At 62.6% G+C, this 24371-nt stretch carries 21 protein-coding genes; 10 read left to right on the forward strand and 11 right to left on the reverse strand.

Features of this window, described 5'->3' with window-relative positions:
* The first annotated feature begins 74 nt into the window (after positions 1-74).
* Positions 75-1103 (forward strand): helix-turn-helix domain-containing protein, encoded by a 1029-nt coding sequence (locus F2982_RS20835; RefSeq protein WP_203430731.1) that lies wholly within the window; start codon positions 75-77, stop codon positions 1101-1103.
* Here the strand turns inward: F2982_RS20835 and F2982_RS20840 are convergent.
* Both F2982_RS20840 and F2982_RS20845 read right to left on the reverse strand, forming a co-directional pair.
* Complete coding sequence (locus tag F2982_RS20840) at positions 1097-2257, reverse strand: CaiB/BaiF CoA-transferase family protein (RefSeq protein WP_203430732.1); 1161 nt, start codon at positions 2255-2257, stop codon at positions 1097-1099. The genes F2982_RS20835 and F2982_RS20840 overlap by 7 nt on opposite strands.
* An 11-nt stretch (positions 2258-2268) precedes the next feature.
* Positions 2269-3480 carry an acyl-CoA dehydrogenase gene (locus F2982_RS20845; RefSeq protein WP_112711107.1) on the reverse strand — a complete coding sequence of 404 codons (1212 nt, stop codon included), beginning with the start codon at positions 3478-3480 and terminating at the stop codon, positions 2269-2271.
* A gap of 119 nt (positions 3481-3599) precedes the next feature.
* On the opposite strand from F2982_RS20845, the gene F2982_RS20850 reads away from it, so the two are divergent.
* Positions 3600-4508: a LysR family transcriptional regulator gene (locus F2982_RS20850; protein WP_203430733.1), complete on the forward strand. Its 909-nt coding sequence runs from the start codon at positions 3600-3602 to the stop codon at positions 4506-4508.
* A 2-nt stretch (positions 4509-4510) separates the two neighbouring features.
* Here F2982_RS20850 and F2982_RS20855 read toward each other — a convergent pair whose 3' ends face one another.
* A complete protein-coding gene (locus F2982_RS20855; protein ID WP_112711105.1) occupies positions 4511-5665 on the reverse strand; it encodes an MFS transporter in 1155 nt (384 codons plus the stop codon).
* 190 nt (positions 5666-5855) lie between these two features.
* Between F2982_RS20855 and F2982_RS20860 the strand changes: the two genes are divergently transcribed.
* The 6 genes from F2982_RS20860 (at position 5856) to F2982_RS20885 (ending at position 11556) form a co-directional block, all read left to right on the forward strand.
* Positions 5856-6587, forward strand: coding sequence for a phosphodiester glycosidase family protein (locus tag F2982_RS20860; protein ID WP_246777675.1), 732 nt, complete (start codon positions 5856-5858; stop codon positions 6585-6587).
* Positions 6588-6742: 155 nt separating this feature from the next.
* Positions 6743-7888, forward strand: coding sequence for an extracellular solute-binding protein (locus tag F2982_RS20865; RefSeq protein WP_203430734.1), 1146 nt, complete (start codon positions 6743-6745; stop codon positions 7886-7888).
* Positions 7888-8778 carry an ABC transporter permease subunit gene (locus tag F2982_RS20870; RefSeq protein WP_203430735.1) on the forward strand — a complete coding sequence of 297 codons (891 nt, stop codon included), beginning with the start codon at positions 7888-7890 and terminating at the stop codon, positions 8776-8778. Before F2982_RS20865 ends, F2982_RS20870 begins: the two co-directional genes overlap by 1 nt.
* Complete coding sequence (locus tag F2982_RS20875; RefSeq protein WP_112711102.1) at positions 8775-9605, forward strand: ABC transporter permease subunit; 831 nt, start codon at positions 8775-8777, stop codon at positions 9603-9605. The genes F2982_RS20870 and F2982_RS20875 overlap by 4 nt, the downstream gene beginning before the upstream one ends.
* Positions 9606-9638: 33 nt before the next feature.
* The gene (locus F2982_RS20880; RefSeq protein WP_203430736.1) at positions 9639-10715 is read left to right on the forward strand and encodes an ABC transporter ATP-binding protein; all 1077 of its coding nucleotides are present in this window, start codon (positions 9639-9641) and stop codon (positions 10713-10715) included.
* Positions 10708-11556, forward strand: coding sequence for a glycerophosphodiester phosphodiesterase family protein (locus F2982_RS20885; protein ID WP_203430737.1), 849 nt, complete (start codon positions 10708-10710; stop codon positions 11554-11556). The genes F2982_RS20880 and F2982_RS20885 overlap by 8 nt, the downstream gene beginning before the upstream one ends.
* Here F2982_RS20885 and F2982_RS20890 read toward each other — a convergent pair.
* The 3 genes from F2982_RS20890 to F2982_RS20900 form a co-directional block, all read right to left on the reverse strand.
* Positions 11553-12383, reverse strand: coding sequence for an inositol monophosphatase family protein (locus F2982_RS20890; protein ID WP_203430738.1), 831 nt, complete (start codon positions 12381-12383; stop codon positions 11553-11555). The genes F2982_RS20885 and F2982_RS20890 overlap by 4 nt on opposite strands.
* Before the next feature lie 145 nt (positions 12384-12528).
* Positions 12529-12738: a hypothetical protein gene (locus F2982_RS20895; RefSeq protein WP_203430739.1), complete on the reverse strand. Its 210-nt coding sequence runs from the start codon at positions 12736-12738 to the stop codon at positions 12529-12531.
* Between the two features lie 80 nt (positions 12739-12818).
* The gene (locus F2982_RS20900) at positions 12819-14918 is read right to left on the reverse strand and encodes a GGDEF and EAL domain-containing protein (protein WP_246777629.1); all 2100 of its coding nucleotides are present in this window, start codon (positions 14916-14918) and stop codon (positions 12819-12821) included.
* 231 nt (positions 14919-15149) lie between these two features.
* On the opposite strand from F2982_RS20900, the gene F2982_RS20905 reads away from it, so the two are divergent.
* Positions 15150-16154: a GlxA family transcriptional regulator gene (locus F2982_RS20905; RefSeq protein WP_203430740.1), complete on the forward strand. Its 1005-nt coding sequence runs from the start codon at positions 15150-15152 to the stop codon at positions 16152-16154.
* A gap of 297 nt (positions 16155-16451) precedes the next feature.
* Positions 16452-17870 (forward strand): family 16 glycosylhydrolase, encoded by a 1419-nt coding sequence (locus tag F2982_RS20910; protein WP_203430741.1) that lies wholly within the window; start codon positions 16452-16454, stop codon positions 17868-17870.
* A 17-nt stretch (positions 17871-17887) separates the two neighbouring features.
* On the opposite strand, the gene F2982_RS20915 is transcribed toward F2982_RS20910, so the two are convergent.
* From F2982_RS20915 to F2982_RS20935, 5 genes are all read right to left on the reverse strand, one after another.
* A complete protein-coding gene (locus tag F2982_RS20915; protein ID WP_203430742.1) occupies positions 17888-19234 on the reverse strand; it encodes an amidase in 1347 nt (448 codons plus the stop codon).
* A 68-nt stretch (positions 19235-19302) separates the two neighbouring features.
* Positions 19303-20817, reverse strand: a complete 1515-nt coding sequence (locus tag F2982_RS20920; protein WP_112711094.1) for an ABC transporter substrate-binding protein — start codon at positions 20815-20817, stop codon at positions 19303-19305.
* An 18-nt stretch (positions 20818-20835) separates the two neighbouring features.
* Entirely contained in the window at positions 20836-22545 is a 1710-nt protein-coding gene (locus F2982_RS20925) for an ABC transporter ATP-binding protein (RefSeq protein ID WP_203430743.1), read from the reverse strand.
* A complete protein-coding gene (locus F2982_RS20930) occupies positions 22542-23393 on the reverse strand; it encodes an ABC transporter permease (RefSeq protein WP_203430744.1) in 852 nt (283 codons plus the stop codon). The genes F2982_RS20925 and F2982_RS20930 overlap by 4 nt, the downstream gene beginning before the upstream one ends.
* Positions 23390-24328 carry an ABC transporter permease gene (locus F2982_RS20935; protein WP_112711091.1) on the reverse strand — a complete coding sequence of 313 codons (939 nt, stop codon included), beginning with the start codon at positions 24326-24328 and terminating at the stop codon, positions 23390-23392. The genes F2982_RS20930 and F2982_RS20935 overlap by 4 nt, the downstream gene beginning before the upstream one ends.
* Positions 24329-24371 lie beyond the last annotated feature (43 nt).

Below are 24371 nucleotides of genomic sequence, written 5' to 3' on the forward strand. Positions count from 1 at the left end.
GATGCACCGTTTTTGAAGAAAAATAAGATGATAGATGATTCTCTTTAAAGCGAGTTCATCATGCGGTTGGGAAAATGGACGCTACCAGCAGCCTTGTGAGCACGCTTCCGGATGGTGCCGAACGCCGGAGATCGATTGCCGTAATCGTGGGTAGAGAGCCCTCGCTCCATAGTATTCTTGTGGCTGTCGAGCCGTTCCGCGCTGCCAACCGGGTGGGCAAGGCGCAGCTCTTCAGCATTGATTTCATGCCCGGCGATCCGCGCGATACGCCGAGCAGCATGGACATCGCCGTGCCGCGAACGGCGACCTTCGACGACCCCAAGAAATACGATCTGATCCTGCTGATGTTCACCTATACGGTGGCAGATGAGGCCAAGGGAAAGCTGTTTCGCTGGCTGCGGCGGCAGGCGGCGGGCGGGGCACATCTGTGCGGCATGGATACCGGGCCACTGGTGCTTGCCGAGGCGGGATTGCTGAACGGCTACACCGCCACCGGACACTGGACCGGCATGGCCTCACTGAAGGAGCTGGCGCCCGGCGGCACCATCGTCGAGCAGCTCTATGTCATAGACCGCAACCGCTCGACCTGTGCCGGACAGGCATCGAGCCTCGATTGCTCGATGGCGCTGCTCCGGCGACTGTGCGGCGACACGCTCTATCATCTCGTCTGCAACGAGCTCGTCTATACCGCGCCGCGCGCTGCCGAGACGCGCCAGCGCGAGATCGTCAACGGCCAGTCCTGGCTTGCCAATCCGATCCTGCTGAAGGCGCAGCGCATCATGCAGGAAACGGTCGAGGATCCGCTCGACATGGATGGTGTGGCAGAGCGCTGCGGGGTTTCGGCGCGGGAGCTTCAATATCTCTTCAAGCGCTATCTCAATACCAACCCGAAGAAGATGTATATGGCCTTCCGTCTGCAGCACGCGAAGGAGCTGTTGCTCTATAGCTCGATGAGCATCCGCGAGACCGGGCTCGCCAGCGGCTTTGCGACGCCGTCAGCCTATTACCGTGCCTTCCACGCCGTTTATCAGAAGAGCCCGCAGGAATATCGCGGCGATTTCGCCAAGAACCGCTCGGCCATGTACGGCCGCAATCTCTACTGACGCTCTTCGCTCTCCAGCATCTCCCAGCCGCCGGACAGAAGGTCGCTATGTTCTCCAAGACCCGGGGAGCGGCGTGATGTGTCGAGCGAGGCGTCCGAGAAGACGATCGGCGTGCGGATGCCGGGCGCGCCGTCGTTTTCGACCACCATGCCGCGATGCAGGATCTGGGGATCGGTGAAGACATCGGTGAGGTCGTTGATCGGACCGGCGGGTACGCCTGCGCGTTCCAGACCGGAAAGCAGCTGATCGCGGGTGATGCGCTTCGTCTGCAGCTCCAGAATCTCGGTCAGGGCGGCGTGGTTGTGAACGCGGCTCGGATTGGATGTGAAGCGCGGATCGGCGGCGAGCTCGGGAACGCCCAGGATCGCTGCAAGCTTGGCAAACTGGCTGTCGTTCCCGCAGGCGATGATGACGTCCCCATCGGCGACCGGAAAGACCTGGTAGGGGGCGATATTCGGATGGGCATTGCCGAGACGCTTCGGCGAGACGCCGGAGGCAAGATAGTTCATGCCCTGATTGGCGAGCACGCCAACCGTGCTGTCGAACAGCGCCATGTCGATATGCTGGCCAACGCCGGTCTTCTCACGCAGCGCCAGCGCCGCCTGGATGGCGATGACGGAATAGAGGCCGGTGAAGATATCGGCAAAGGCGACGCCGATCTTCTGCGGTTGGCCCTCGGGCTCGCCAGTCAGATGCATGATCCCGGCCATGCCCTGGACGATGAAATCGTAGCCGGCGCGCGAGGCATAGGGGCCGGACTGGCCGAAGCCGGTGATCGAGCAGTAGATCAGCCGCGGATTGATCTCCTTCAACGCAGCATAATCCAGTCCGAACTTGGCAAGGCCGCCGACCTTGAAGTTCTCGATCAGCACATCGGCGCCGCGTATCAGCTCTTTGATATGTTCGAGATCGCCGGGTGCATTGAAATCGGCGGTGACGCTGAGCTTGCCGCGATTGCAGGCGTGGAAGTAGGCGGCCGTCGTTTCCTGGCCGGCTTCGACGAAGGGAGGCCCCCAGCGTCTTGTGTCGTCACCCTCTGGGGATTCGATCTTGATGACGCTGGCGCCGAGATCCGCGAGAGTCTGTCCGGCCCAGGGGCCGGCCAGAATGCGTGCGAGTTCAACCACTCGTATTCCGCTGAGGGGCGTTACCATGTCGATACGGCTCAGAAAAAAGCCTGGATGTCCGTTTGGGCGCGGCCGAGGATCAGCGCATGGACGTCATGCGTGCCCTCGTAGGTGTTGACCGTCTCCAGGTTCTGCGAATGGCGCATGACGTGGAATTCGATCTGGATGCCGTTGCCGCCGTGCATGTCGCGGGCCTGGCGGGCGATGTCGAGCGCCTTGCCGCAATTGTTGCGCTTGACGATGGAGATCATTTCCGGCGCCATCTTGTGTTGGTCCATCAGCTGGCCGACGCGCAGCGACCCCTGCAGGCCGAGCGCGATTTCGGTCTGCATGTCGGCGAGCTTCTTCTGGTAAAGCTGCATGCCGGCGAGCGGCTTGCCGAACTGCTTGCGGTCGAGGCCGTATTGGCGGGCGCGGAACCAGCAATCTTCGGCCGCTCCCATGACGCCCCAGGAAATGCCGTAGCGGGCGCGGTTCAGGCAGCCGAACGGACCTTTCAGGCCCGAAACGTTGGGCAGCAGCGCATCTTCGCCGACTTCGACGCCGTCGAGCACGATTTCGCCGGTGATCGAGGCGCGCAGCGACAGCTTGCCGCCGATCTTCGGAGCCGAAAGACCCTTCATGCCCTTTTCGAGCACGAAGCCGCGGATCTCGTTGTTATGGGCTTCCGACTTTGCCCAGACGACGAAGACGTCGGCGATCGGCGCATTGGAAATCCACATCTTGGAACCGCGCAGGCGATAGCCTCCCTCGATCTTTTCGGCGCGGGTCTTCATGCCGCCCGGATCGGAGCCTGCATCCGGCTCGGTCAGGCCGAAGCAGCCGATCAGATCGCCCGAGACGAGGCCCGGCAGATACTTCTTCTTCTGTTCGTCGGAGCCGTAGGCATAGATCGGGTAGATGACCAGCGAGGACTGGACGCTCATCATCGAGCGATAGCCCGAGTCGATGCGCTCAATCTCGCGGGCAACAAGGCCGTAGGCGACGTAGGAAGCGTTGGCGGCGCCGTATTCCTCCGGCAGCGTGACGCCGAGCAGGCCGGTCTGGCCCATCAGCTTGAAGAGGCCGGCATCGGTCTGTTCGTCGAGATAGGCTTCCTGGACGCGCGGCAGCAGCTCGGCCTTGGCGAAGGCGGCCGCCGAGTCGCGGATCATCCGCTCATCTTCGGAGAGCTGTTCGTCGAGCAGGAAGGGATCGCTCCAGACGAAAGCGCTGGAGGACTTGCGGGCGGTGTTGGGAGAACTGGACAAAAGCGATCCTCGCGGCAAACGACGTGATACCATTCGAGTTTATGCATTTATCAATTGCGCGCCAGCCACGAAAACCATAATTACACATAAGTTGATGTATGGCATGCATAGGTTAGAGAGTGCGCCAGAGACGATTTCTTCCCCATATCAGCCATCTCTCGGCCTTCGAGGCGGTGCTGCGGAACGGCTCCACGGCCGCGGCGGCCCGGGAGCTGAACCTGACGCAGAGCACAGTCAGCCGGCTGATCCAGACGCTGGAACAGCAGCTCGGCCGGGCGTTGTTCGAACGCCACAAGCAGCGTCTCGTGCCGACCGAGGCGGCGCAAGCCTATGGCCGCGACATTACCCGCGCACTCGACCTGATCCAGCGCGGCAGCATGGAATTCTCGGCCAATCCTGGCGGCGGCACGCTGACGCTGGCGATTTTGCCGGCTTTCGGCACCCGCTGGCTGGCGCCGCGGCTCGGCGGCTTTCTGAAAGATCACCCTGGGATCAACGTCAATCTGGCGACGCGCCTCAAGCGCTTCAATTTCGCCGCCGAAGGCTTTGACGCCGCAATCCATTTCGGCACTGCCGACTGGCGAGAGGCTGATCATCTCAAGCTCTTCGACGAGCGCCTGACGGCCTGCATTTCACCAACGCTGCTGCAGGAAAGGCCGGTCGGCAAGCCCGAGGATGTGCTCGACCTGCCGCTCCTCCAGCTGGAGACCCGCACCAGCGCCTGGGCGATCTGGTTCGCAGCGCAGGGCATCAAGCCGCGCGGCGTCACCGGCATGCTCTTCGACCAGTTCGCCACGATGACCCAGGCCGCCATCGCCGGCCTCGGCGTGGCGCTGCTGCCGGATTATCTGGCGAAGGACGAAATCCAGGCCGGCCGGCTCCTGCCGCTCCTCAAGCCGTCCATCACCGGCACCGGAACCTATTGGCTCGCCTGGCCGCAATCGCGCGCCAGCTACCCGCCGCTCGTGTCATTTCGCTCATGGTTGGCAAAGGTGGTGGATGAGAGCCCTTGGGGCATCGCGGACTAGCCTCAAGCCACCGCCAGCTTCCGCTGTGCGGAAAGCGCCCGGATGCAGGTCAGTGCCAGGATGATCACCGGCAGGCAGACGAGGTAGGAGGAGCGGATGCCGAAATGTTCGGCGACGAAGCCGAGGAGTGGCGGGGCGAGGAAGAACACCACGAAGGACATCTGCGCGAGGGCCGCGACATTGAGATGCGAGGCGCGGTCGCGGCGCTGGGCAGCCGCCGAGACTGCAAGCGGATAGACCGCGCTGCAGCCTGAGCCCATGAGGGCGAAGCCGAGGAGTGCCACATATTCATGCGGCGCCAACCAGACGGCGGCGAGGCCTGCGGCCGACACCAGAAGCAGCACGAAGGCGACGTTTCGCGAGCCGAAGCGATCGACGAACGGGTCGGCGAAAAGGCGAGTGACGGCCATGAAGAAGGTGAACAGCGTCAGGCCGAGACCACCGATGAAGGGCACCGACTGGAAGACGTCGCGCATGTAGATCGCCGACCAGTCGATACCGGCGCCCTCGACGAGGAAAGCCGCGATGCCGATGGCACAGAGCGGCAGCAGGCCGCGCGTCGGAAGCGCGATGTGGCCGGCGTCCGCATGTTCCGCCGTCTGGCGTACCGGCGCGTTCTGCATGCCTGAAATGGCGATGGTGCCGACCACGAGGACGAACGCGAAGGTCAGGCCGAGATGCATATGCACCGAGACTTCGGCCTGGCGAAGAGCCGCCGATACCAGCGCGGTGACGAAGAAACCCAGGCTCCAGAAGCCGTGGGCGCGGTTCATCACGCCCTTGCCGAGCCTTGCCTCGACGCGGTCGATCTCGACATTGAGATTGATCTCCAGCGCACCGGCGAGCAGGCCTTCGCAGAAGAGGATCGCGAAAACGAGGGGCGCGCTGCCCGCCCAGGGAACGAGCGCGAGCAAAGCGGAGGTCCCGAGAACGGTCAGGAATGCGGTCTTGCGGGCGCCGAAGCGGGCGATCAGCGGCGAGGAGAAGGTCAACGACACCAGGGCGCCAATGGCGGCGCCAATCAGCGTCAGCCCGAGTTCCGATTTATCGACCTGCAGGCTCTCCTGCAGATCGGGCAGGCGTGATAGCATCGCGCCCATGGAGACAGCGAACAGGAAGAAGCAGATGTAGATCCGCTGCTGCGGCTGGATTGACATGATGCCTCGCGGTCTTCGGCTGATGGTTGCGCCCGCTTCAGGGCGTACAAAGAGAAGTCGTCAGTAGCACAGGAAACCGGATCGGTGGAAGGCCGCTAACATATTGCTAAAATTTGAAAATCCGTGTTGCTTTCATGCTACGGTCTTCGGCGCTGCAGTCCTCGCTCTCCTGTCGTTCTTCACGCCCGTCATCGGCATCCGCACCGCGGTTGCGCAGGAGAGCGCACAGATATGCGAGAGAAAGCCGTTCGAGCAGCAGTCCTATATCGTCTGCTCGCCGGACGCCGCCAAGGGTAGTTTACAGCTCTTCTGGAGAGGCGCCGATGGTCAGCCCTACCGGACATTCTCGCAGCTGGCGGACAGTTTGACGGCGAAAGGCAAGACGTTGGTCTTCGCGATCAATGCCGGCATGTATCAGCCGGATTTCACGCCGCTCGGTCTCTATGTCGAGAACGGGCAGGAACTTCGCCCGGCCGAGACCGGCACCAGGACGGGCGAGCCCGGCAAGATCCCGAATTTCTACAAGCAGCCGAATGGCGTTCTCTATTGGGGCTCCGCCGGGGCTGGCATCCTTTCGACCGGAGACTTCATCAAGCAGAAGCCGGCTGCGGAGTTCGCGACGCAATCCGGTCCGATGCTGGTGATCGACAATAGGCTGCATCCGGCTTTGATCCCCGGGTCGTCCGACCGCACGCGCCGGAGCGGCGTGGGTGTCTGTGACGGCGGCAAGGTCCGCTTTGCGATCAGCGAAGACAGCGTGAACTTCCACGATTTCGCCCGCTTTTTCCGCGATGGCCTGCATTGCCCGAACGCTCTCTTCCTCGATGGCGGCAATGGCAGCGGCCTCTTCAATCCGGCGCTCGGCCGCAATGACTATTCCTGGCACGGCGGATATGGGCCGATCGCTGGATTTGTTCAGTAAGCGATCCAGATAATGACCTTCAGAGCCCCGCATTCCGGCCAATAAATGCACAGGCGTGCAAAAAGTGCATTTTTGTCATTGCCGTGTCACGCGGCAGCGATAGCTACCTCCCGAAAGGCTCGCCGGGGAGCAGCCTGCAGAAGAGGAAAAAGGTCATGAACAGACGCGAATTTCTTATCACCTCGTCGGCCGCAGCGGGCCTCCTGGCAATGCCGCGCTTTGCTTCTGCAGCCGGAGAGACGATCGATCTCTATAGCGGCTCCGATGCCAACATCATCGATTTCTGGTCGAACATCGTGGTCCCGGCCTTTTCGAAGGCTCACCCCGAGCTGGCGATCAAGGTCACCGACGCCGGCGACAATACCGGTCTTCGCGCCATCGCCGACCGCGGCCTCGCTGCTCTGAAGAGCAAGACCGATCCGCAGGCCGACATCTTCGAACATTTCGACCCGCGCCTTCCGGCTGGGGGCATCGATGCCGGCCTCTGGGTCAAGTTCTCGGCCGAGAACATCGAGGGCTTCGATCACGTCAACCCGCTGAGCGTCGATAGCGAATATTCGCTTCCCTATCGCGGCTCGCAGGTTCTGCTCGCTTACGACACGACCAAACTCGACCCGAAGAACGCGCCAAAGACCTGGGAACAGCTGACGGCCTGGATCAAGGCGAACCCGGGCCAGTTCATCTATAACCGTCCTGACAAGGGCGGTTCCGGCGGCAATTTCGTTCGCCGCGCCATCCATGAAGCCAATGGCCGCGACCCGAAGAAGTTCACCGTCGACAACTTCACCGCCGACTATGCCAACCAGACGCTGACGCCGGCCTGGAAGATCCTGACCGATCTCGCCCCGTCGCTCTATGAAAAGGGCGCTTACACCGCCGGCAATACCCAGTCGATCCAGCTTCTGGCACAGGGCGTCGTCACCATGACCCCGGTCTGGTCCGACCAGATCCTGCAGGCGATCGCGCAGGGCGTTCTGCCTGAGACGACGGGCCTCGTTCAGCTGAGCGACCTCGCGCTCTGCGGCGGCTTCTCGCGCATGACCGTCTTCTCGAACGGTGCTCACAAGGATGCCGCGCTGAAGCTCGCGGCCTTCCTGCTCACCAAGGAGATGCAGGAAGCGATCATCACCGAGATCGGCGGCTTCCCGGGCGTTTCCTGGGATCACATCTCGGACGAACTGCGCAAGAAGTATGCTGACGTCATCCCGACGACCATTCCGGTCTTCCCGAGCGGCGATTGGGAAACCAACATCAATGACGGCTGGTACCGCAACGTCGCTCCGAACATCAGCCGTACCTGATGCGCAGACGGATACCAGTACAATCGCCGGCGCGTGAAGGCGCGCCGGCCAAGAGTGCCTCGGCGGGGCTGCTTCTGGTCGCCCTGCCGGTTCTGCTTCTTGGCTGGCTGATCGTCTATCCGATCATCTCGGCGGTCATGGGCACGATCTTCGTGCGCCAGGCGGATGGAAGCTCTCAGTTTTCGCTCGCCTCCTACCAGTTCTTCTTCACCGACAGCTACAGCCTCGCCAATCTCTGGGTCACGCTCTGGACGACCTTCGTCTGCGGCCTGCTGCTCGTCGTCATCGGCCTGCCGATCGCGCTCTACCTGCGCTTCTCGCAGGGACGGCTTGCCGGCTATGTCCAGGGGCTGGCGATCTTTCCGATGTTCGTGCCGTCGATCATCCTTTCCTACGCGCTGATCCGCACCATCGGCCCGAACGGCACTGTCGACATTCTGTTGAATGCCGTCGGCCTGCCGAAGCTGCCGTCGCCTTATCTGACGCCCTGGGGACCGGTGATCGGCCTCGTCTGGGACAACCTGCCGCTGACCGTACTGATGCTGACGGCCGGGCTCAGCAGCATCTCGAAAAGCTCGATCGAGGCCGCACGCGACGTCGGCGCCAAGCCTTTCCGCGTCTTCATCTCGATCATCATGCCGCGCATGGGCAATTCGCTGCTGGTCACCGCATCCTTCGCCGTTCTCGGCATCTTCTCATCCTTCACGCTGCCATATGTCCTCGGTCCCGCCTCGCCCGAAATGATGGGTCCGTTCATGCAGCGCACCTTCTCCGACATGAACGATCCGCTGAACGCACTGACGCAGGCCGTCATCTCATTCGCCTTCTGCCTCGTCTTCGGCATTTTCTATGTACGCTCGATCGCCAGGAACCGGGAGGGCCGCCGATGACGCCGGTTGAAAACACCGCTTCACGCGCCGGGATCGACTGGACCGGCATCTGCTTTGCGGTCCTGCTGACGCTCTTCATCGCGCTGCCGCTCGTCGTCGTCGGAACCTGGGCCTTTACCGAGGTCTGGCGCTATCCTTCGGTCATTCCGCAGCAGTTCGGCCTACGCTTCTGGCATCAGACGCTGTCGCGTGCCGATGTCTGGGATGCGCTGACGCTGAGCCTGCGGCTGACGGCAACCGTCACCATCCTTTCGGCGATCATCTGCCTTCCGGCGGCCTATGCCTTCGCGCGGATGAAGTTTCCGGGCCGCAACATTCTCTTCCTGTCGTTCCTCGCGTCGCACGCCTTCCCGAAATTCGGCCTGCTGGTCGCGATCGCCGGCATCTTCCTGCAGCTGGGGCTGATCAGCACCTTCTGGGGCGTCGTGCTGATCCAGTTGGTCGGCACGTTGATGCTGATGATCTGGATTCCCGTCGCGGCCTTTCAGAATGTCGATCGCCGGATGGAAGAGGCAGCGCGGGATGCGGGCGCCACGCCGCTTCGGGTCTTCTGGTCGATCACCCTGCCGCAGGCGGGACCGACGATCGCCGCCGCTCTGCTTCTGACCTTCGTCGGCACCTTCTACGAAACCGAGGGCGCCTGGCTGATCGGCGCGCCCGAGATCCGCACCATGCCGGTCCTGATGATCACCTTCATCAACAACCAGATCGTCGTCCAATATGGCGCCGTGCTTTCGGTGATGCTCTGGGTGCCGTCCTTCATCGCCTTGATGTTTGCCCGCCGCGTCGTCGGAACAGGTGCATTCGCCCGGGGCTTCGGTGCATAATATGATTGGGTTCTGCCCGAAGAGAGGCTGCAAATGGCACGTTTGACGATCAACGGCGTTTCGAAGAGCTTCGGCACGTCTTTCGCCGTGCGCGATTTCTCGCTCGATGTCGAGGACGGCGAACTCGTCTGCCTTCTCGGCCCCTCCGGCTCCGGCAAGTCGACGTTGCTGCGCATGATCGGCGGCTTCGAGCGCCCGACCGGCGGTTCGATCCTGATCGACGCCAAGGATGTCACCGGCCTCCCGCCAGAAAAGCGCCCGACCGGCATGGTGTTCCAGAGCCATGCGCTCTGGACGCATATGGACGTCTTCAACAACATCGCCTTCGGCCTGAAGCTGCGGCATTTGCCGAAGACCGAAATCCGCGACCGCGTCGAAGGCGCGCTCGAACTGGTCGGTCTTTCGAACTACGGCAAGCGCCAGACCACACAGCTCTCCGGCGGGCAGCAGCAGCGCGTCGCGCTGGCGCGTTCGCTCGTGCTCGAGCCGAAGATCCTGCTGCTCGACGAGCCCTTCGCCAGCCTCGACCAGCATCTGCGCGAGCGGTTGCGCGAAGAGGTCAAGGATATCCAGCAGCGCCTCGGCATCACCACGCTGTTCGTCACCCACGGGCAGGATGAGGCGCTGGCGCTCGCCGACCGCATCGTCGTCATGCGTGACGGCGGCACGGAGCAGATCGCGCCGCCGGATGTCATATATCGGGAGCCGCGGACTGCCTTCGTTGCCGGTTTCATCGGCTCGATGAATTTCGTCCGCACGACCATCAGGAACGGGATCAGCGAGCATCCGGCCTTTCCGCTCACTGTTCCTGTCAGCGACGGTGAGGTGGAGATTGCCTTCCGGCCCGAGGCGCTTTCGCTCTCGCCTTCCGAGAAGAAGGCTGCATCGGTGCATCGCACGATCGATTTCGGCACCCACAAGCTTGTCGATATCGATCTCGCCGACGGCAGCCGCCTGAAATCGATGACCGCGCCCGATACCAATTGGTCGAAGGGCAGTTTCGTCGAGCCGAAAGTTGCAGCCTACTTCGCATTCCGCGATAACGGCCTCGTCTATCAATCGCCGCAAGCCGGCCATCAGGGACAGAGGCAAGTATTCGGTCATGTCTGACACCAAGGGCGTAGCAATCAAGACGAACGGGCATCTCACCTGGCTGAAGTGGCACCGCGGCCACCGGCAGGCCGGTGATATCTCCTTCACGCGCCAGAGGATCGCCGAGGGCATGGCGCTTGGCGCGAGCGTCGAGATCGATCTCGTCTGCTTTGCGGGCGATGGCTTTGCCGTCCTGCATGACGACGTGCTGCATCCGGCGACGACGGGGGAGGGCGCTGTCGCCGATGCCTCGGCCGATTATCTCCGCAGCCTCTATCTTCGCGATCACGAAGGGCAGCCGACCGGTAATCCGGTCATGCTGATAGACGATCTCGGCCGCTTGCTCGAGGAGATAGATTGCCATCCGGATGCGGTACTGCAACTCGATCTCAAGGAATATTCCGTACGCATCAGCGAAGCCGATGTCGCAGTCTTCGCCAAGGCGATCGCGCCGGTGGCGAAATCGGTCATTCTGTCAGGGGGTGACGCGATTGCCGTGGAGCGCCTCTCGCGGGCGGTTCCCCATATGCCAGTCGGCTACGACCCGTGCCATGATGGCGCGATCGAGCGCCTCATGGAAAGCCGCGATTTCGCGGGCTTCGTCTCAGGTGCAATTGAAGCCTCGCCGAAGGCCACGATGATCTACCTGCATCACAAGCTGGTACTGTTTGCCGATGCGGCGGGCTTCGATATGATCGGCGCCTTTCATCAGGCAGGCCGGACGATCGACGCCTATACGATCAATCGCGCCATTCCCGATGTCCTGCCGGATGTTCGCCGCCTGCTGGCGCTGAAGGCCGACCAGATCACCACCGATGACCCGGTTGGCCTCGAGGCACTGATCGCGTCCAGTCACTAGCCTTCGCGGAAGCCGTCCACGAGCCAGGAATGGACCGCCGCGTTTGCCGCGAGGATATCGCCATTCGGCGTTACCGGGCCGCCCGAGAAGGCGGAAACCTTGCCGCCGGCTTCTTCGACAAGCAAGGCCGATGCGCCATAGTCATGCAGTGACAGGCCATCTTCGAAGAAGCCATCCAGGCGGCCGCAGGCGACATAGGCGATCGAAAGTGCGGCCGAGCCGAGACGTCTCACGCCGGCCGTATGATCCATCAGGCGCTGCAGTGCCGACAGATAGGTTTCCTTCTTCACCGCCTTGACCTGGCCGGGAACAGGAAGACCGGCACCGATCAGGACGTTCTCGATGTCGCCATTGTCGATGCAGCTGATCTTCTCGCCGTTGAGATAGGCGCCGCGGCCCGCTTCGGCGCTGAAGAGTTCGTCGAGCATAGCGTCATAGACCACGCCGGCGACGACCTTGCCATGTTCGGCAATCGAGATCGTCATGCCGAAATGCGGAATGCCCCAGGCATAGTTGGTGGTGCCGTCGATCGGGTCGATGTAGATGATGGGCGTATCCGGCCCTGCCTGACGGTTGCCGACGGCTTCCTCGCCCTGGATCGCATAACCGGGAAAGGCCTTCACCATCTCATCGACGATGATGCGCTCGACGGCCACATCAATCTCGGTCTGGTAGTCCCGTGGCGCCTTGGCGAGCATCTCGGTAATGCGGCGGCGCTTGAGCGATGATCTTGCGAGTTCACCCGCCTTGAGGACGGCGCTTGCAAGCAATTGAAGGCGTTCGGAGGCGCCTGACGGGAGGCGATGTTCGGCACTGGGAGATGTCATCGGAACCTGTGGGGAAGGATTCTATTCCATTTGCATGCCGACCCATTGCAGAGGGACATGACAGTTTTGCGACCCTAGAGCCGAAATGCCTCAAGGTCATGATCTCATTTGGAACTGAAGCCTTCGCAGTCAAGCGCCGGCGTGCCTATCCAATGCCGAATGCTGCCTGTGATACCGGCGTATTCATCTCGCGGCGGCGATGTTTTGCCGTTCTGCCGCGGGCGGTCAGCAACCGGTCCATTTCCACCTTCGAGCAAGCAAACCTGGTGAGCAGCCGCTCTGCCTCGGCGGGCTCGATTCCATATTGGAGGCCCAGCGTGCGGATGGAATAGGGTTCGGTCATTGCCTTGGTCATTTGTGTACTCCTTCGAAGGGGAGAACCGCCAAGGCATGGCCGCCGTTCCGTCAACAAATGCGACCCATTGTAACCGAGCGTCAGGCCGGTCGTTTCTTTCTGCGTTTCTCCACCACGACGGACCCTGCCAGCAGTTTGCCGATATCAGCGGCGGGCAGCGGCCGGGCGAAGAGAAAGCCCTGGAATGCGTCGCAACCCGTCTCCGCCAGAAAAGCCGCCTGCGCCTCGGTCTCGACGCCTTCGGCAATCACTTCGAGATCGAGCGTATGTCCGAGCGCAACGATTGCCGAGGTGATCGCCATGTCTCCGGGATCGCCCGGAATATCCGTTATGAACGAGCGGTCGATCTTGAGACGCGACAGCGGAAAGAGCTTCAGGGTACTGAGGCTCGAATAGCCGGTTCCGAAATCATCGATCGACAGGCTGACACCGAGCCGCTTCAGCTCGCGCATGCGGGCGATCGCGCCGTCAACGTCTTCCATGATCAGGCTCTCGGTCAGTTCGAGCTCGAGAAGCGCCGGGTCGAGGCTGGAGGCGGAGAGCGCTGCCGCCACTTTCGCGGGAAGCGACGGCTCGCGGAACTGCCTTGCGGACACGTTCACCGCCATGCGCACCGCGGGCAGGCCGCTATCCAGCCACGCCCGCAGCTGGCGGCAGGCCTTGTCGAGTACGATTTCGCCGAGTTCGACGATCAGCCCGGTCTCTTCGGCAAGCGGAATGAATTCAGCCGGGGAGATCAGCCCCGCCTGCGGATGCTGCCAGCGCAGCAGCGCTTCGACGCCCGAAATCTCGCCGCTGGCGATATGCTTCTGCGGCTGGAAATGCAGCAGGAATTGATCGTCAGTGACGGCGCGGCGAAGATCGTCGATGCGCAGCAGCTTGTGGCGGGCTGCCTCGGCCATTTCAGGTGTGAAGAGCTGGATTGCATTGCGGCCGGCATCCTTGGCGCGGTAGAGCGCCATGTCGGCATTGGCGACAAGCTCGCTCGCTGCCCGTCCATGCTCCCTGGACGAGGCGACGCCGATGCTGCAGGTCACCCTGATCTCGACGCCGTCGATGTTGCAGGGACGGGCGATCGCATCGGCAATCTTGCGCAGCCGCGGCAACGGATCGTTGCCGCTCGCTTCGATCACGACGATGAACTCGTCGCCGCCGATCCGTGATACCAGCCCCTTGCTGCAGATTTCCGCCGTGATGCGCGCCGCAACGATCTTCAGAAGCTCGTCGCCCGCCGCGTGGCCGAGGCTGTCATTGACCAGCTTGAAATTGTCGAGATCGATGAAGGCGACGGAGACCGCACTCTCGTCAACCGCGAGGAGATCTCCGAGCTTGCGGTCGAGCAGCGTGCGGTTCGGCAGGCCGGTCAGCGCATCGTGTTCTGCGAGAAAGGCGATCCGGGCGGTGTCGCGATGGCGGTCGATCGCAATGCCGATGGTCTGGGCGACGCCGGCCAGAAACTCCGAGAGCCCGGCTTCACCCGAGCATTCTCTCTCCGATACCAACAGGCTTCCGTGACTGCTGCCGTCGCGGCAGGCAATCGGGAATTCCATTCGCGGGGCTTCGATACCGGCATCCTCGACTCCGCCGAGCACGATGCTGACCGATCGCCCGGGAAGCAGCCGCTCCAGCAGTAGCTGCGCGTCCTTCAGGAAGGAATTGAGCTCGACGCCGCGCGCCACATCCTGCAGCAGCCTCGTTTGCGCCGCCATCAGCTCTTCGGCACGTTTGCGCGCCGTGATATCGCGCGAGGCGCCGACGACGCCGATGATCGCGCCGGTGCGGTCGCGCAACGGTACGCGCGACATCATCAGCCAGCCTTCGCCCTTCATGCGGCGTTCCTCGACACCGAGATCGGAGCTCCCGGTCTCGATGACGCGCTGCTCGACCGCATCGATATCCTCGGCATGGGTGTGCGGATGGATCTCGCCATCCGTCATTCCGATCAGCTGGCCGACGGTCTCGAAGCCGTTGTTCAGCACCACCGCCCGGTTGGCGAAGAGGAAACGCCCCTGCCTGTCCTTCGCATAGATGAAGTCCGGCACATGATTGATCATCGCCTCCAGCCATTCATAGCGTTCGACGAGCTCGGCATGCTGGCCGCGCAGCGCGGCAATCATGTTTTCGAGGTCGCCGGCGGCGTCGAATGCCGGTGCTGGAGAGGGTGCCGCTTGCTTTGTCATTGCCGGGGTCTCACTGGTTTCGACCGGACGATAAAGACAACCTCTTATGCAACCATGAAGGAAATCCGTCCTTTTTGGCGTGTATGGCTGCGTACAAATGTCGCCTCTACAGACACCCGCTAGCCTGCTTCGAACGATGCCGCCAGCGCCGCCTGCAGTCGCAAACGATCTCGCGCCCGGTTCATCTTCCATCCTATAATCGGCGCGCCAGGCTGCCGGACGGACTTTCCCATGCGTGAAAACAGAGCGAATTCCCTGAAGCTGAAAATCGGCTTCCTGCTTGCAAAGAATTTTACGCTCAGCGCCTTCTCGCTCTTCGTCGATACGCTGCGGCTCGGCAGCGACCAGCGCGACAATTCCGGGCGGATCGCCTGCGACTGGCTGGTCATGAGCGCCGACAAGCATTTCGTCACGTCGAGCTCTGGCGTGCAGGTGCCGCCGAATGCGCCGCTCAAGCCGCCGACGGACTTCGACTACATCGTCGTGGTTGGCGGCCGGATCAACGAGAAGGTCGAGGTGCTCGACAGCCAGGCCGTCGCCTATGTCGTCAACGCTTCGCATGCGGGCGTACCGATCATCGGCCTCTGCACCGGAAGCTTCATCCTTGCCGAGGCCGGGCTTCTGGAGGGCAAGCGGGCCTGCGTCAGCTGGCTGCATCACGGCGATTTCCGCGAGCGTTTTCCTGAGATCTCGGTCACCTCGCACGAGCTCTTCGTCGAAGACGGCAGGGTAATCACCTGCGCCGGCGGCAGCAGTGCCGCCGATCTTGCTGCCTTCCTGCTCAATCGGCATGTCGGCGAATTCGCCGAGAAGAACGCCCTCGAAATCCTGCAGATCGCCCGCCGCCGCGATGCCAAGGAAATGCAGCCGCGCAATCCGCTCGGGCGCGGCACGATCGACGATGCACGGGTCGAGAAAGCGTTGCTGACCATGGAGCAGCATGTCGAAGACCTGCTGGATATCGAGGACATCGCCGCGCAGAGCGGCTTGTCGCGGCGCCAGCTGGAGCGTTCCTTCCGCACCGCGCTCGGCGTCTCCCCGGCGTCGGCCTATCTGACGGTGAGGCTCGATGAGGCGATGCGCCTCGTCAAGACCACCAAGATCCCACTCGCCGAGGTCGCGATTCTCGCCGGGTTCCAGAACTCCTCGCATTTCATCAAGAAGTTCCGCCAGCGCTTCGACATGCCGCCGGCGACGGTGCGCAAGAACCTGAAGCTCAGCGGTCTTCTGAGCTGACGCCTGAACGGCCGCCACAGTATCGCGCGCTGCGTTGCTTCAAACCGGCATGGAAAGCCTCAGTAGCGCGTACTGCGGTGCGGTATCGGCACAGTGCCGCCGCTCGCTTTCATTTCGGGCGCTGCGCCGTTAACGGCACGTTGGCAAGACAATGTCGCGCTCGTCTCGCGCCATCCATTGGCGCTCGCCTTTCTGCAATCAATGCCTCAACCTTCGTTTGTAGTCGCGCTGGAATGCGCGAAAAGCGGCTGAAAGCCGATCCCAAGCGGCCAGCCAGAATCCACCGAAGGAGCTGAGATGACCACTTCTATCGTGAACGCCGTCGGCAGACCCCTCTATTACAGCGGCTCATCGACCGCATGGTTTTCCGCAACCAAGGCCGGCCCGGTCCAGACGGGCACGGCGGGCAATGACTCCATGTGGGGCGACAGCGCCGTTAAAGTCTCCATGCAGGGCGGCACCGGCGATGACATCTATTACCTCTATTCCGCCAAGAACACCGCGGTGGAGCAAGCCGATTCCGGCACGGACACGATCAACACCTGGATGGACTACACGCTGCCCGAAAACTTCGAGAACCTGACGGTGACGGGCAACGGCCGCTATGCCTTCGGCAATGACGGCGACAATATCATCTCCGGCGCCTCAGGCGGTCAGACGATCGATGGCGGCGCGGGCAACGATGTGCTGATCGGCGGCGGCGGGGCGGATACCTTCGTCTTCAACCACGGCAGCGGTAGCGACCTGATCACCGATTTCGGCGCCGACGACGTGATCCGGATGGACAGCTTCTCGTCCTTTGCCGATCTCGTCGCGCATTCGACGCAGGAGGGCGCCGATGTCCGCATCGACACCGGCAACGGCGAGAGCCTGGTTCTCGCCAATGCCGATATCGATCAGCTGAGCGCCGCCCAATTCCAGCTGACGCTCGACCGCTCACATCTTTCGCTCTCGTTCAACGACGATTTCAACAGCCTGTCGCTGAGAGATGGCGATCAGGGCACTTGGGACGCCAAGTTCTGGTGGGCGCCGGAGCGCGGCGGCACCCTGAGCGGCAACGGCGAGCAGCAATGGTACATCAACCCGTCCTACGAACCGACGGCATCCGCCAATCCCTTCAGCGTGAACGACGGCATCCTGACGATTTCCGCCAACCCGGCATCGGCGGCATTGCAGCAGCAGATCGACGGCTACGACTACACTTCGGGTCTGCTCAACACCCATTCCTCCTTCTCACAGACCTACGGCTATTTCGAAATCCGCGCCGATATGCCGGATGATCAGGGTGTCTGGCCAGCCTTCTGGCTGCTGCCGGAAGACGGCTCATGGCCGCCGGAGCTCGATGTCGTGGAAATGCGCGGCCAGGATCCGAACACGGTCAACGTAACGGTCCATAGCGGCGACGGCGGCTCGCACATCATCGATTCAACGCCGGTGAAAGTCGCAAGCACCGAGGGCTTTCACAACTACGGCGTCCTCTGGGACGAGGATCACATCACCTGGTACTTCGACGACGTCGCCGTCGCCCAAGCAGATACCCCCGACGACATGCACGACCCGATGTACATGCTCGTCAACCTCGCCGTCGGCGGTGCCGCAGGTTCACCCGCCGATGGTCTGGCGGGAGGCTCGGAGATGAACATCGATTATATCCGAGCCTATGAACTGACCGACAGCACGGTGCCGCCGGAGCCGGCGGTGGAGTTTTATGTATAGGTGATCAGCACCAGCCTCTAAGCGCGGGACGGCTTTCGCCATGCTGCGAGCGCTGTCTCGACGCCGAAGGCGATCTGCAGCAGGCGGTGGTCGGCGCCGAGCGGTCCGGTCAGTTGCAGACCGAGCGGCAGGTGGCCGTCCATGCCGGAGGGTATGCTGATCGAGGGCTGGCCGGTCATGTTGGCAAAGCCGCTCGAGAGCATTTCGCCTTCCTCTCCATCCTCGGTGAATTCAGGATCCTCGACCGGGGACGGGAAGGGCACGCTCGGGCCGATCAGCACATCCACCTCACCGAAAGCGGCTTCGACGGCATTGCGCAGTTCGGCACGGAAACCCTGGGCGCGCAGATAATCGATGGCTTTCGCCTCGAAACCGGCTTCGACCTGCGCCCGGGTGCGCGGTGCATAGCCCGCCGGATTTTCGGCGTGGAGTGGAGCGTGGATGACGGAAGCCTCGGGCAGGATGATGCGGCGCAGTTCGGAATTGGCGCGGGCGAGTTCCGGAATGTCGATCTGCTTGACGATGACTCCGGCCGCGGCGAGACGATCGAGCGCCCAGGCAAGATTGGCGGCGACCGCCGGTGTCAGTTCCGGGCTTTCGCAGTGGAAACGCACGGCGCCGATCCGGATGCCGGATAGCGATGGCGGGGTCAGCGGCAGGGGAGTGGCGCTCAGCGCTTCGAGCAGCAGCGCCGTATCGGCGACATCGCGGGCGAGCGGCCCTGCATGGTCGAGCGTCCAGGACAGCGGAAAGGCGCCGTCGAGCGGCACGAGGCCGAAGCTCGGCTTCAGTCCGGCAATGCCGCAATAGGAGGCCGGGATGCGGATCGAGCCGCCGGTATCCGTGCCGATCGCCAACGGCACGATGCCCGCGGCAACCAGCGCCGCCGACCCGCCGCTGGAGCCGCCGGAGGTGCGTCCGGTATCATGCGGATTGTTGGTCTGTCCGATATCGGGATGGGCAATGCCATAGGCATATTCGAGCAGGTTCGCCTTGCAGAAGATGATCGCGCCAGCCTGCCTCAGCCGCTGTACCAGCAGGGCGTCCGCGTCTGCAATGACAGGTGCCCGTACCTTGCTGCCATAGCCGGTCGGCGCGCCTTCGACCTCGATCAGGTCCTTGATCGCAACAGGAATGCCATGCAGCGGACCGCGATCGTTGCCGGCGCGCAGCTCTTCCGCTGCCCGCCCGGCTTCTGCCCGTGCCGATACGTCCAGCCGGTGGGCGACGGCGTTGAGGCCGGGTTCGAGCGCCTCGAGCCGCTGAAGCGCGGCGGTGACGACATCGACTGGCGACAGCGTGCCGGCGCGATATGCGCGCCCGAGTTCGCTCACGCTCATAAAGGCGGTTTCATCGGTAGCCATCGCATGCTCCTCCGGTGGAAACGTTCCGCCGCCCGTCGGCGGCGGAACGCGGTCTTCAGCTCTATGCCTCAGTTCTTGACGGTGTCTTCCAGGAAGAAGCGGCCGAGCGGGTTCTGGTAGAAATTCTCGACGTTCTTGCGCGCCACGTTGATGTAGGGGCTGTAGTAGAGGTCGATCCAGTTGACGTCGTCCTTCGCGGTCTTCTGCAGGTCGACATACATCTGCTCGCGCTTCTTCGGGTCGAGTTCCAGGCGCGCCTTGGCGACCAGTTCCTTCACCGCCTCGTTCTTGTAGTTGGTCGAGTAGTTGTTGTTGGAGTCATGGCCGAGCACGAAGGTGGTCTTCTGGTCCGGGTCGAGGATATCGTTGGTCCAGTAATTGACCGAGATGTCGTAATCGCCGGCCACCGTCATGTCCCATTCCTGGCTCGGATCGACCTTCTGCAGGTTGGCAGTGATGCCGGCCTTGGCGAGCTGCTGCTGCACGAGAACCGCGGTCTGCTCGTCCACTTCGTCGCCGGCGCGGATGAGATAGTTCAGCGTTAGGTTGGAAACGCCGGCGTCGGCCAGCATCTTCTTTGCCTTTTCAGGATCATAGGGGCGCTGCAGGTTGTCGGCGTAATAGTAGAGGGCGCCCTTCGGGATATAGGAATTGGCAACGGTACCCTGGCCGAAGGTCACGGCATCGACGATCGCCTTCTTGTCGATGGCGAGATCGAGCGCCTGCCGAACCTCCTTCTTGCCGAGATCTCCATGGGCATGGTTGATCAGGAGGTGATCTTCGCGGGTCGACGGATCGATAAGGACGTTGAGGTTGGCATCCTTCTTCATCTCCTCGACGCGCGAGAAGGGCACGAAGATTGCCGCATCGAGCTGGCCAGCCTGGACGTTCAGCATGCGGGTGTTGTCGTCGGGAACCGAGATCCACTCGACGCCGTCGAGCTTGACGCGGTCGGCCTGCCAGAAATTCGGGTTCTTCTTCAGGATGATACGGTCACCGCGGCGCCATTCGTCGACGGTGAAGGCACCGGATCCGATCGGCTTTTCGGCATAGGCGTCAGGCCCCAGTGATTCCATGCCTGCCTTGGAGATGACCGAGGCGTTCGGCAGTGCCAGCGTCGACAGGAACGGCGCCGATGGGTTCTTGAGCTTGATCGTCAGCGTGTGCGGATCGGTGGCGACGGCGGTGTCGATCACCTTGTAGCTGTCGCTCCAGAGCGACGCCGGATCGTCGCGGATGCGCAGCAGGCTGAAGGCGGCGTCTTCGGCCGTCAGCGGCGAGCCGTCGGAGAACTTGGCGTCGCGGATCTTGAAGACATAGGTGAGGCCGTCTTCCGAGGCGGTCCAGCTTTCGGCAAGGCCGGGCTCCAGCTTGGTGCCGGTCTTGTCGACGCGTACCAGCACATCATAGACGTTGGAGAATACCCAGTTGTCGATGTTCTGCGCTGTCTTGATCGGATCGAAAGTCGTCGAGTCCTCGCGGCGGCCGATGGTGAGGACGCCGGCTGCTTCGGCATAGCTTGCCGTCAGCGAGAGGCCGGCGATGAATGCGGCAAGTCCGATTGATTTCCACCTGTTGGTCATGTGCTGTTCCCTTCTTTGTTATGGTATGCGTTTGGCAGGCTGAGCCGGTATCGACGGCATGTCTTCTCCGAGGCCAGAGCCGCCGAGAAGCGGCCGGTCGGGATCGATGTCGGGAATGGCGGCAATGAGCGCCGCGGTATAGGGATGCTTCGGCCGCGAGAAGACCTCTTCGGATAGCCCTTCCTCGACGATTTCGCCGTGATACATGACCACGACGCGTTCGCAGAGATTGCGGACGATCGCCAGATCGTGGGCGATGAACATCAGCGTCAGGTTCATCTTCGCCGTCAGTTCGCGGAACAGCGCGATGATCTGCGCCTGGATCGTCACGTCGAGCGCGGCGACACACTCGTCGGCGATAACAAGCTTCGGATCGACGGCAAGCGCCCGGGCAATGCCGGCACGCTGGCACTGGCCGCCGCTCATGCTGCGCGGCTTGCGGTTGGCGAATTCACGCTCCAGCCCGACAAGATCGAGCAGTTCGCCAATCCGTGCCGGAATGCCGGCGACAGGCACCTTGCCTTGAACCTTCAGCACTTCGCCGAGCATCTGGCCGATGGTGAGCCGCGGGTTCAGCGCGTTATAGGGATCCTGGAAGACCATGGCCGCTTCGCGTCTCAGCTTCGCAAGGCCGGGGGTTCGCTGCTGCGCCAGATCGATGCCGTCGAAGGAGACGTGGCCTGCGGAAATCGGGGTCAGGCCCAAGATTGCCCGCGCCAGTGTGCTCTTGCCGCTGCCGGACTCGCCGACAATGCCGATCGTCTCGCCGGGCATGACGCGCAGGCTCACACCGGCAACGGCACTCACGGTCTTGGTGCTCGCCTTGAACAGGCTGCCGCCGGTCTTGAAGCGAACATGGAGATCGTCGATTTCGAGCAGCGGGCGAACGGCTGTCTCGGCTGGCGCGATCACGGCTACGGGCGGTGCCGCCTCATCGGGCATCGAGGGGTGGCTGTTGATCAGGTTGATCGTGTAGGGATCCTGCGGGCGCGACAGGATCGTCCGCTTCGGGCCCTGTTCCAGGAGCTTGCCGTTGCGCATCACCGCGATGCGGTCGCAGGTCTGGGCGACGATGCCGAGATCGTGGGTGATGAGGATGATCGACAGGCCGCGCTTGTCGCGGATATCCATCAGGAGCTTCAGGATCTGCGCCTGGATCGTGACGTCGAGGGCTGTCGTCGGTTCGTCGGCGATCAGAATTTTCGGGTTACAGGAAAGTGCCACACCAATCATGGCGCGCTGGCGCATGCCGCCGGAAAACTCGTGCGGATAGCTGTCATATTGCCTGGCGGGATCGGGAAAGCCGACCTGCGTCAGGATTTCGACGGCGGCGGCCCGCGCCTCTCTTGCGCCCAGTCCCTGATGATAGCGGATGCCTTCGGCGATCTGGTCGCCGATCCGCATGACGGGGTCGAGATGGCTGGTCGGGTTCTGGAAGATCATGCCGATCTCGCCGCCGCGGACCTCCAGCATTTCGGCATCGCTGACGGCGGTGAGATCCCGGCCCTCTAGCAGCACCGTGCCCTGCTCGATCTTGATCAGCGACGACGGCATCAGCCGCACCAGCGAGCGGCAGAGCAGGCTCTTGCCCGAGCCGCTCTCACCGACGAGGCCAAGGATTTCGCCCTTGGCGAGATCGAGCGCGACGTTGTCGATCAGCGTTCGCGTCCCGCCGTCGAGATGGACCTTGACCGTCAGGTCGCGGACGGAAAGCACGGACGCGCTCATTCGTGAACCCCAAGAAGTTCGCCGAGCGCATCACCCAGCATGCTGAAACCAAAGGCGAGGCAGACGATCGAAAGGCCCGGGAAGAGGGTGATCCACCATGCCGTGGTGATGAAGCTCTGGCCTTCCGCGACCATGACGCCCCATTCGGCGAGGGGCGGTTGCACGCCGAGGCCGAGATAGCTGACCGCTGCACCGCTCAGCAACACCAGCGTGGCGTCCGACATCGAGAAGACGATCGAACCGGCAATGGCGTTCGGCAGCAGATGGCGGAACATGATGCGCGTGCGGCTGAAGCCGAGGCTGACGGCGGCGACGGCATAGTCGGAGCTTTTCAGGACCAGCATCTGCGCGCGGATCAGGCGGGCATAGGAGACCCAGCCGACCAGCGCCATGGCGATATAGAAGCTGCTCAGTCCCGGTCCGAGAATGGCGATGATCGACAGCATCAGCACCAGGAACGGGAAGGCCAGAATGATGTCGACGATGCGCATGAAGATGGCATCGACGATACCGCCGAAGAAGCCGGCGATGGTGCCGACCGTCGTGCCGATCAGGAAAGGGAAGAGCACGCCGATGACGGCGATCCGCAGGTCGATGCGGGTGCCCCAGATGACGCGCGAGAGGATGTCCCGGCCGAAATTGTCGGTACCGAACAGATGCCCCAGCGACGGGGCCTGAAGGCGGGCGTCGGCATTCTGCAGGATCGGGTCATAGGGCGCGATGATGGGTGCGCCGATCGCCAGCAGCAGGAAGAACAGCAGCATGCCGGCGCCGATGACCAGCGTCAGGCGGCGGCCGAAGAAACGGCGCCAGGCGATTGGCGCGGGAGAGAAGGTGCCGACGCTCATAGCTTCACTCTCGGATCGACGGCGACGGTGACGATGTCAGCCAGGAAATTGACGAGAACGGTGGCGCAGGCGAATGTCATGGCGACGCCCTGAACCACCATGTAGTCGCGCGAGAAGATGGCGCGCACCAGAAGCTGGCCCATGCCGGGCAGGGCGAAGACGCTTTCGACCACCACGGTGCCGCCGATCAGCCAGCCGATATTGACGGCGAGCAGATTGATCGTCGGCACCAGCGAATTCGGCAGCACATGGCGCCAGAAGACGATGCTTTCAGGCATGCCGCGGGCGCGGGCAGCCGTCGCCACATCGGATTTCAGGGCTTCGATCATCGCCGAGCGCAGGCTGCGGGTCAGCACCGTCGAGAGCGACAGCGCCACGGTGAGGCTCGGCAAGATCAGATGCGAGAGCTTGTCGCCGAGCGTGGTCCCGTAGCCGGAGACCGGCAGAATGCCGAGTTCGACGCTGAAGAGAATGATCAGCATCAGGCCGAGCCAGAATGGCGGAAAGCCGATGCCGAAGGTGGAGATGACGCGCACTGCATGGTCGGGAGCGCGGCCGGCATTGCGCGCCGCAATCGCCGACATCGGCACGGCGATCAGGATCGACAAGATGACGCTTGTGAGAACCAGCGCGATGGTCGGCTCGATGCGGGTGGCGATCAGCGGCAGGACGTCGATCTTGTAGAGGATCGACTTGCCCATCTCGCCATTCGCGAGGTTCTTCAGGAAGTAGAAATATTGCAGCCACATCGGCTGGTCGAGGCCGTACTGGGCGCGGATATTGGCAAGGGCGGTCGGTGTGGCGCGGGTGCCGAGAATATTGCGAGCCGGGTCTCCGGGGATCAGGCGCACGAGGATGAAAGTGATAACGCTAATGCCGAAAATAACAGGCAGAAACTGAAATGGACGGGTCAATATGAATTTATAACGATGCATGGCGGCGCTGGCCCCCCTGTCTTCGCCGGGCTTCGATCTCGCT

This window comes from Rhizobium sp. BG4, assembly GCF_016864575.1.
In the GTDB taxonomy this organism is placed as follows: Bacteria; Pseudomonadota; Alphaproteobacteria; order Rhizobiales; family Rhizobiaceae; genus Rhizobium.

What these genes read in the sequence shown, in the direction of transcription:
- F2982_RS20840 (WP_203430732.1), bottom strand. Translation starts at nt 2,257, where the DNA reads ATGGTAACGCCCCTCAGCGGAATACGAGTGGTTGAACTCGCACGCATT.
- F2982_RS20920 (WP_112711094.1), bottom strand. Translation starts at nt 20,817, where the DNA reads ATGACCAACAGGTGGAAATCAATCGGACTTGCCGCATTCATCGCCGGC.
- F2982_RS20880 (WP_203430736.1), top strand. Translation starts at nt 9,639, where the DNA reads ATGGCACGTTTGACGATCAACGGCGTTTCGAAGAGCTTCGGCACGTCT.
- F2982_RS20865 (WP_203430734.1), top strand. Translation starts at nt 6,743, where the DNA reads ATGAACAGACGCGAATTTCTTATCACCTCGTCGGCCGCAGCGGGCCTC.
- F2982_RS20925 (WP_203430743.1), bottom strand. Translation starts at nt 22,545, where the DNA reads ATGAGCGCGTCCGTGCTTTCCGTCCGCGACCTGACGGTCAAGGTCCAT.
- F2982_RS20870 (WP_203430735.1), top strand. Translation starts at nt 7,888, where the DNA reads ATGCGCAGACGGATACCAGTACAATCGCCGGCGCGTGAAGGCGCGCCG.
- F2982_RS20930 (WP_203430744.1), bottom strand. Translation starts at nt 23,393, where the DNA reads ATGAGCGTCGGCACCTTCTCTCCCGCGCCAATCGCCTGGCGCCGTTTC.
- F2982_RS20855 (WP_112711105.1), bottom strand. Translation starts at nt 5,665, where the DNA reads ATGTCAATCCAGCCGCAGCAGCGGATCTACATCTGCTTCTTCCTGTTC.
- F2982_RS20890 (WP_203430738.1), bottom strand. Translation starts at nt 12,383, where the DNA reads ATGACATCTCCCAGTGCCGAACATCGCCTCCCGTCAGGCGCCTCCGAA.
- F2982_RS20835 (WP_203430731.1), top strand. Translation starts at nt 75, where the DNA reads ATGGACGCTACCAGCAGCCTTGTGAGCACGCTTCCGGATGGTGCCGAA.
- F2982_RS20875 (WP_112711102.1), top strand. Translation starts at nt 8,775, where the DNA reads ATGACGCCGGTTGAAAACACCGCTTCACGCGCCGGGATCGACTGGACC.
- F2982_RS20935 (WP_112711091.1), bottom strand. Translation starts at nt 24,328, where the DNA reads ATGCATCGTTATAAATTCATATTGACCCGTCCATTTCAGTTTCTGCCT.
- F2982_RS20915 (WP_203430742.1), bottom strand. Translation starts at nt 19,234, where the DNA reads ATGGCTACCGATGAAACCGCCTTTATGAGCGTGAGCGAACTCGGGCGC.
- F2982_RS20900 (WP_246777629.1), bottom strand. Translation starts at nt 14,918, where the DNA reads ATGACAAAGCAAGCGGCACCCTCTCCAGCACCGGCATTCGACGCCGCC.
- F2982_RS20905 (WP_203430740.1), top strand. Translation starts at nt 15,150, where the DNA reads ATGCGTGAAAACAGAGCGAATTCCCTGAAGCTGAAAATCGGCTTCCTG.
- F2982_RS20885 (WP_203430737.1), top strand. Translation starts at nt 10,708, where the DNA reads ATGTCTGACACCAAGGGCGTAGCAATCAAGACGAACGGGCATCTCACC.
- F2982_RS20910 (WP_203430741.1), top strand. Translation starts at nt 16,452, where the DNA reads ATGACCACTTCTATCGTGAACGCCGTCGGCAGACCCCTCTATTACAGC.
- F2982_RS20895 (WP_203430739.1), bottom strand. Translation starts at nt 12,738, where the DNA reads ATGACCAAGGCAATGACCGAACCCTATTCCATCCGCACGCTGGGCCTC.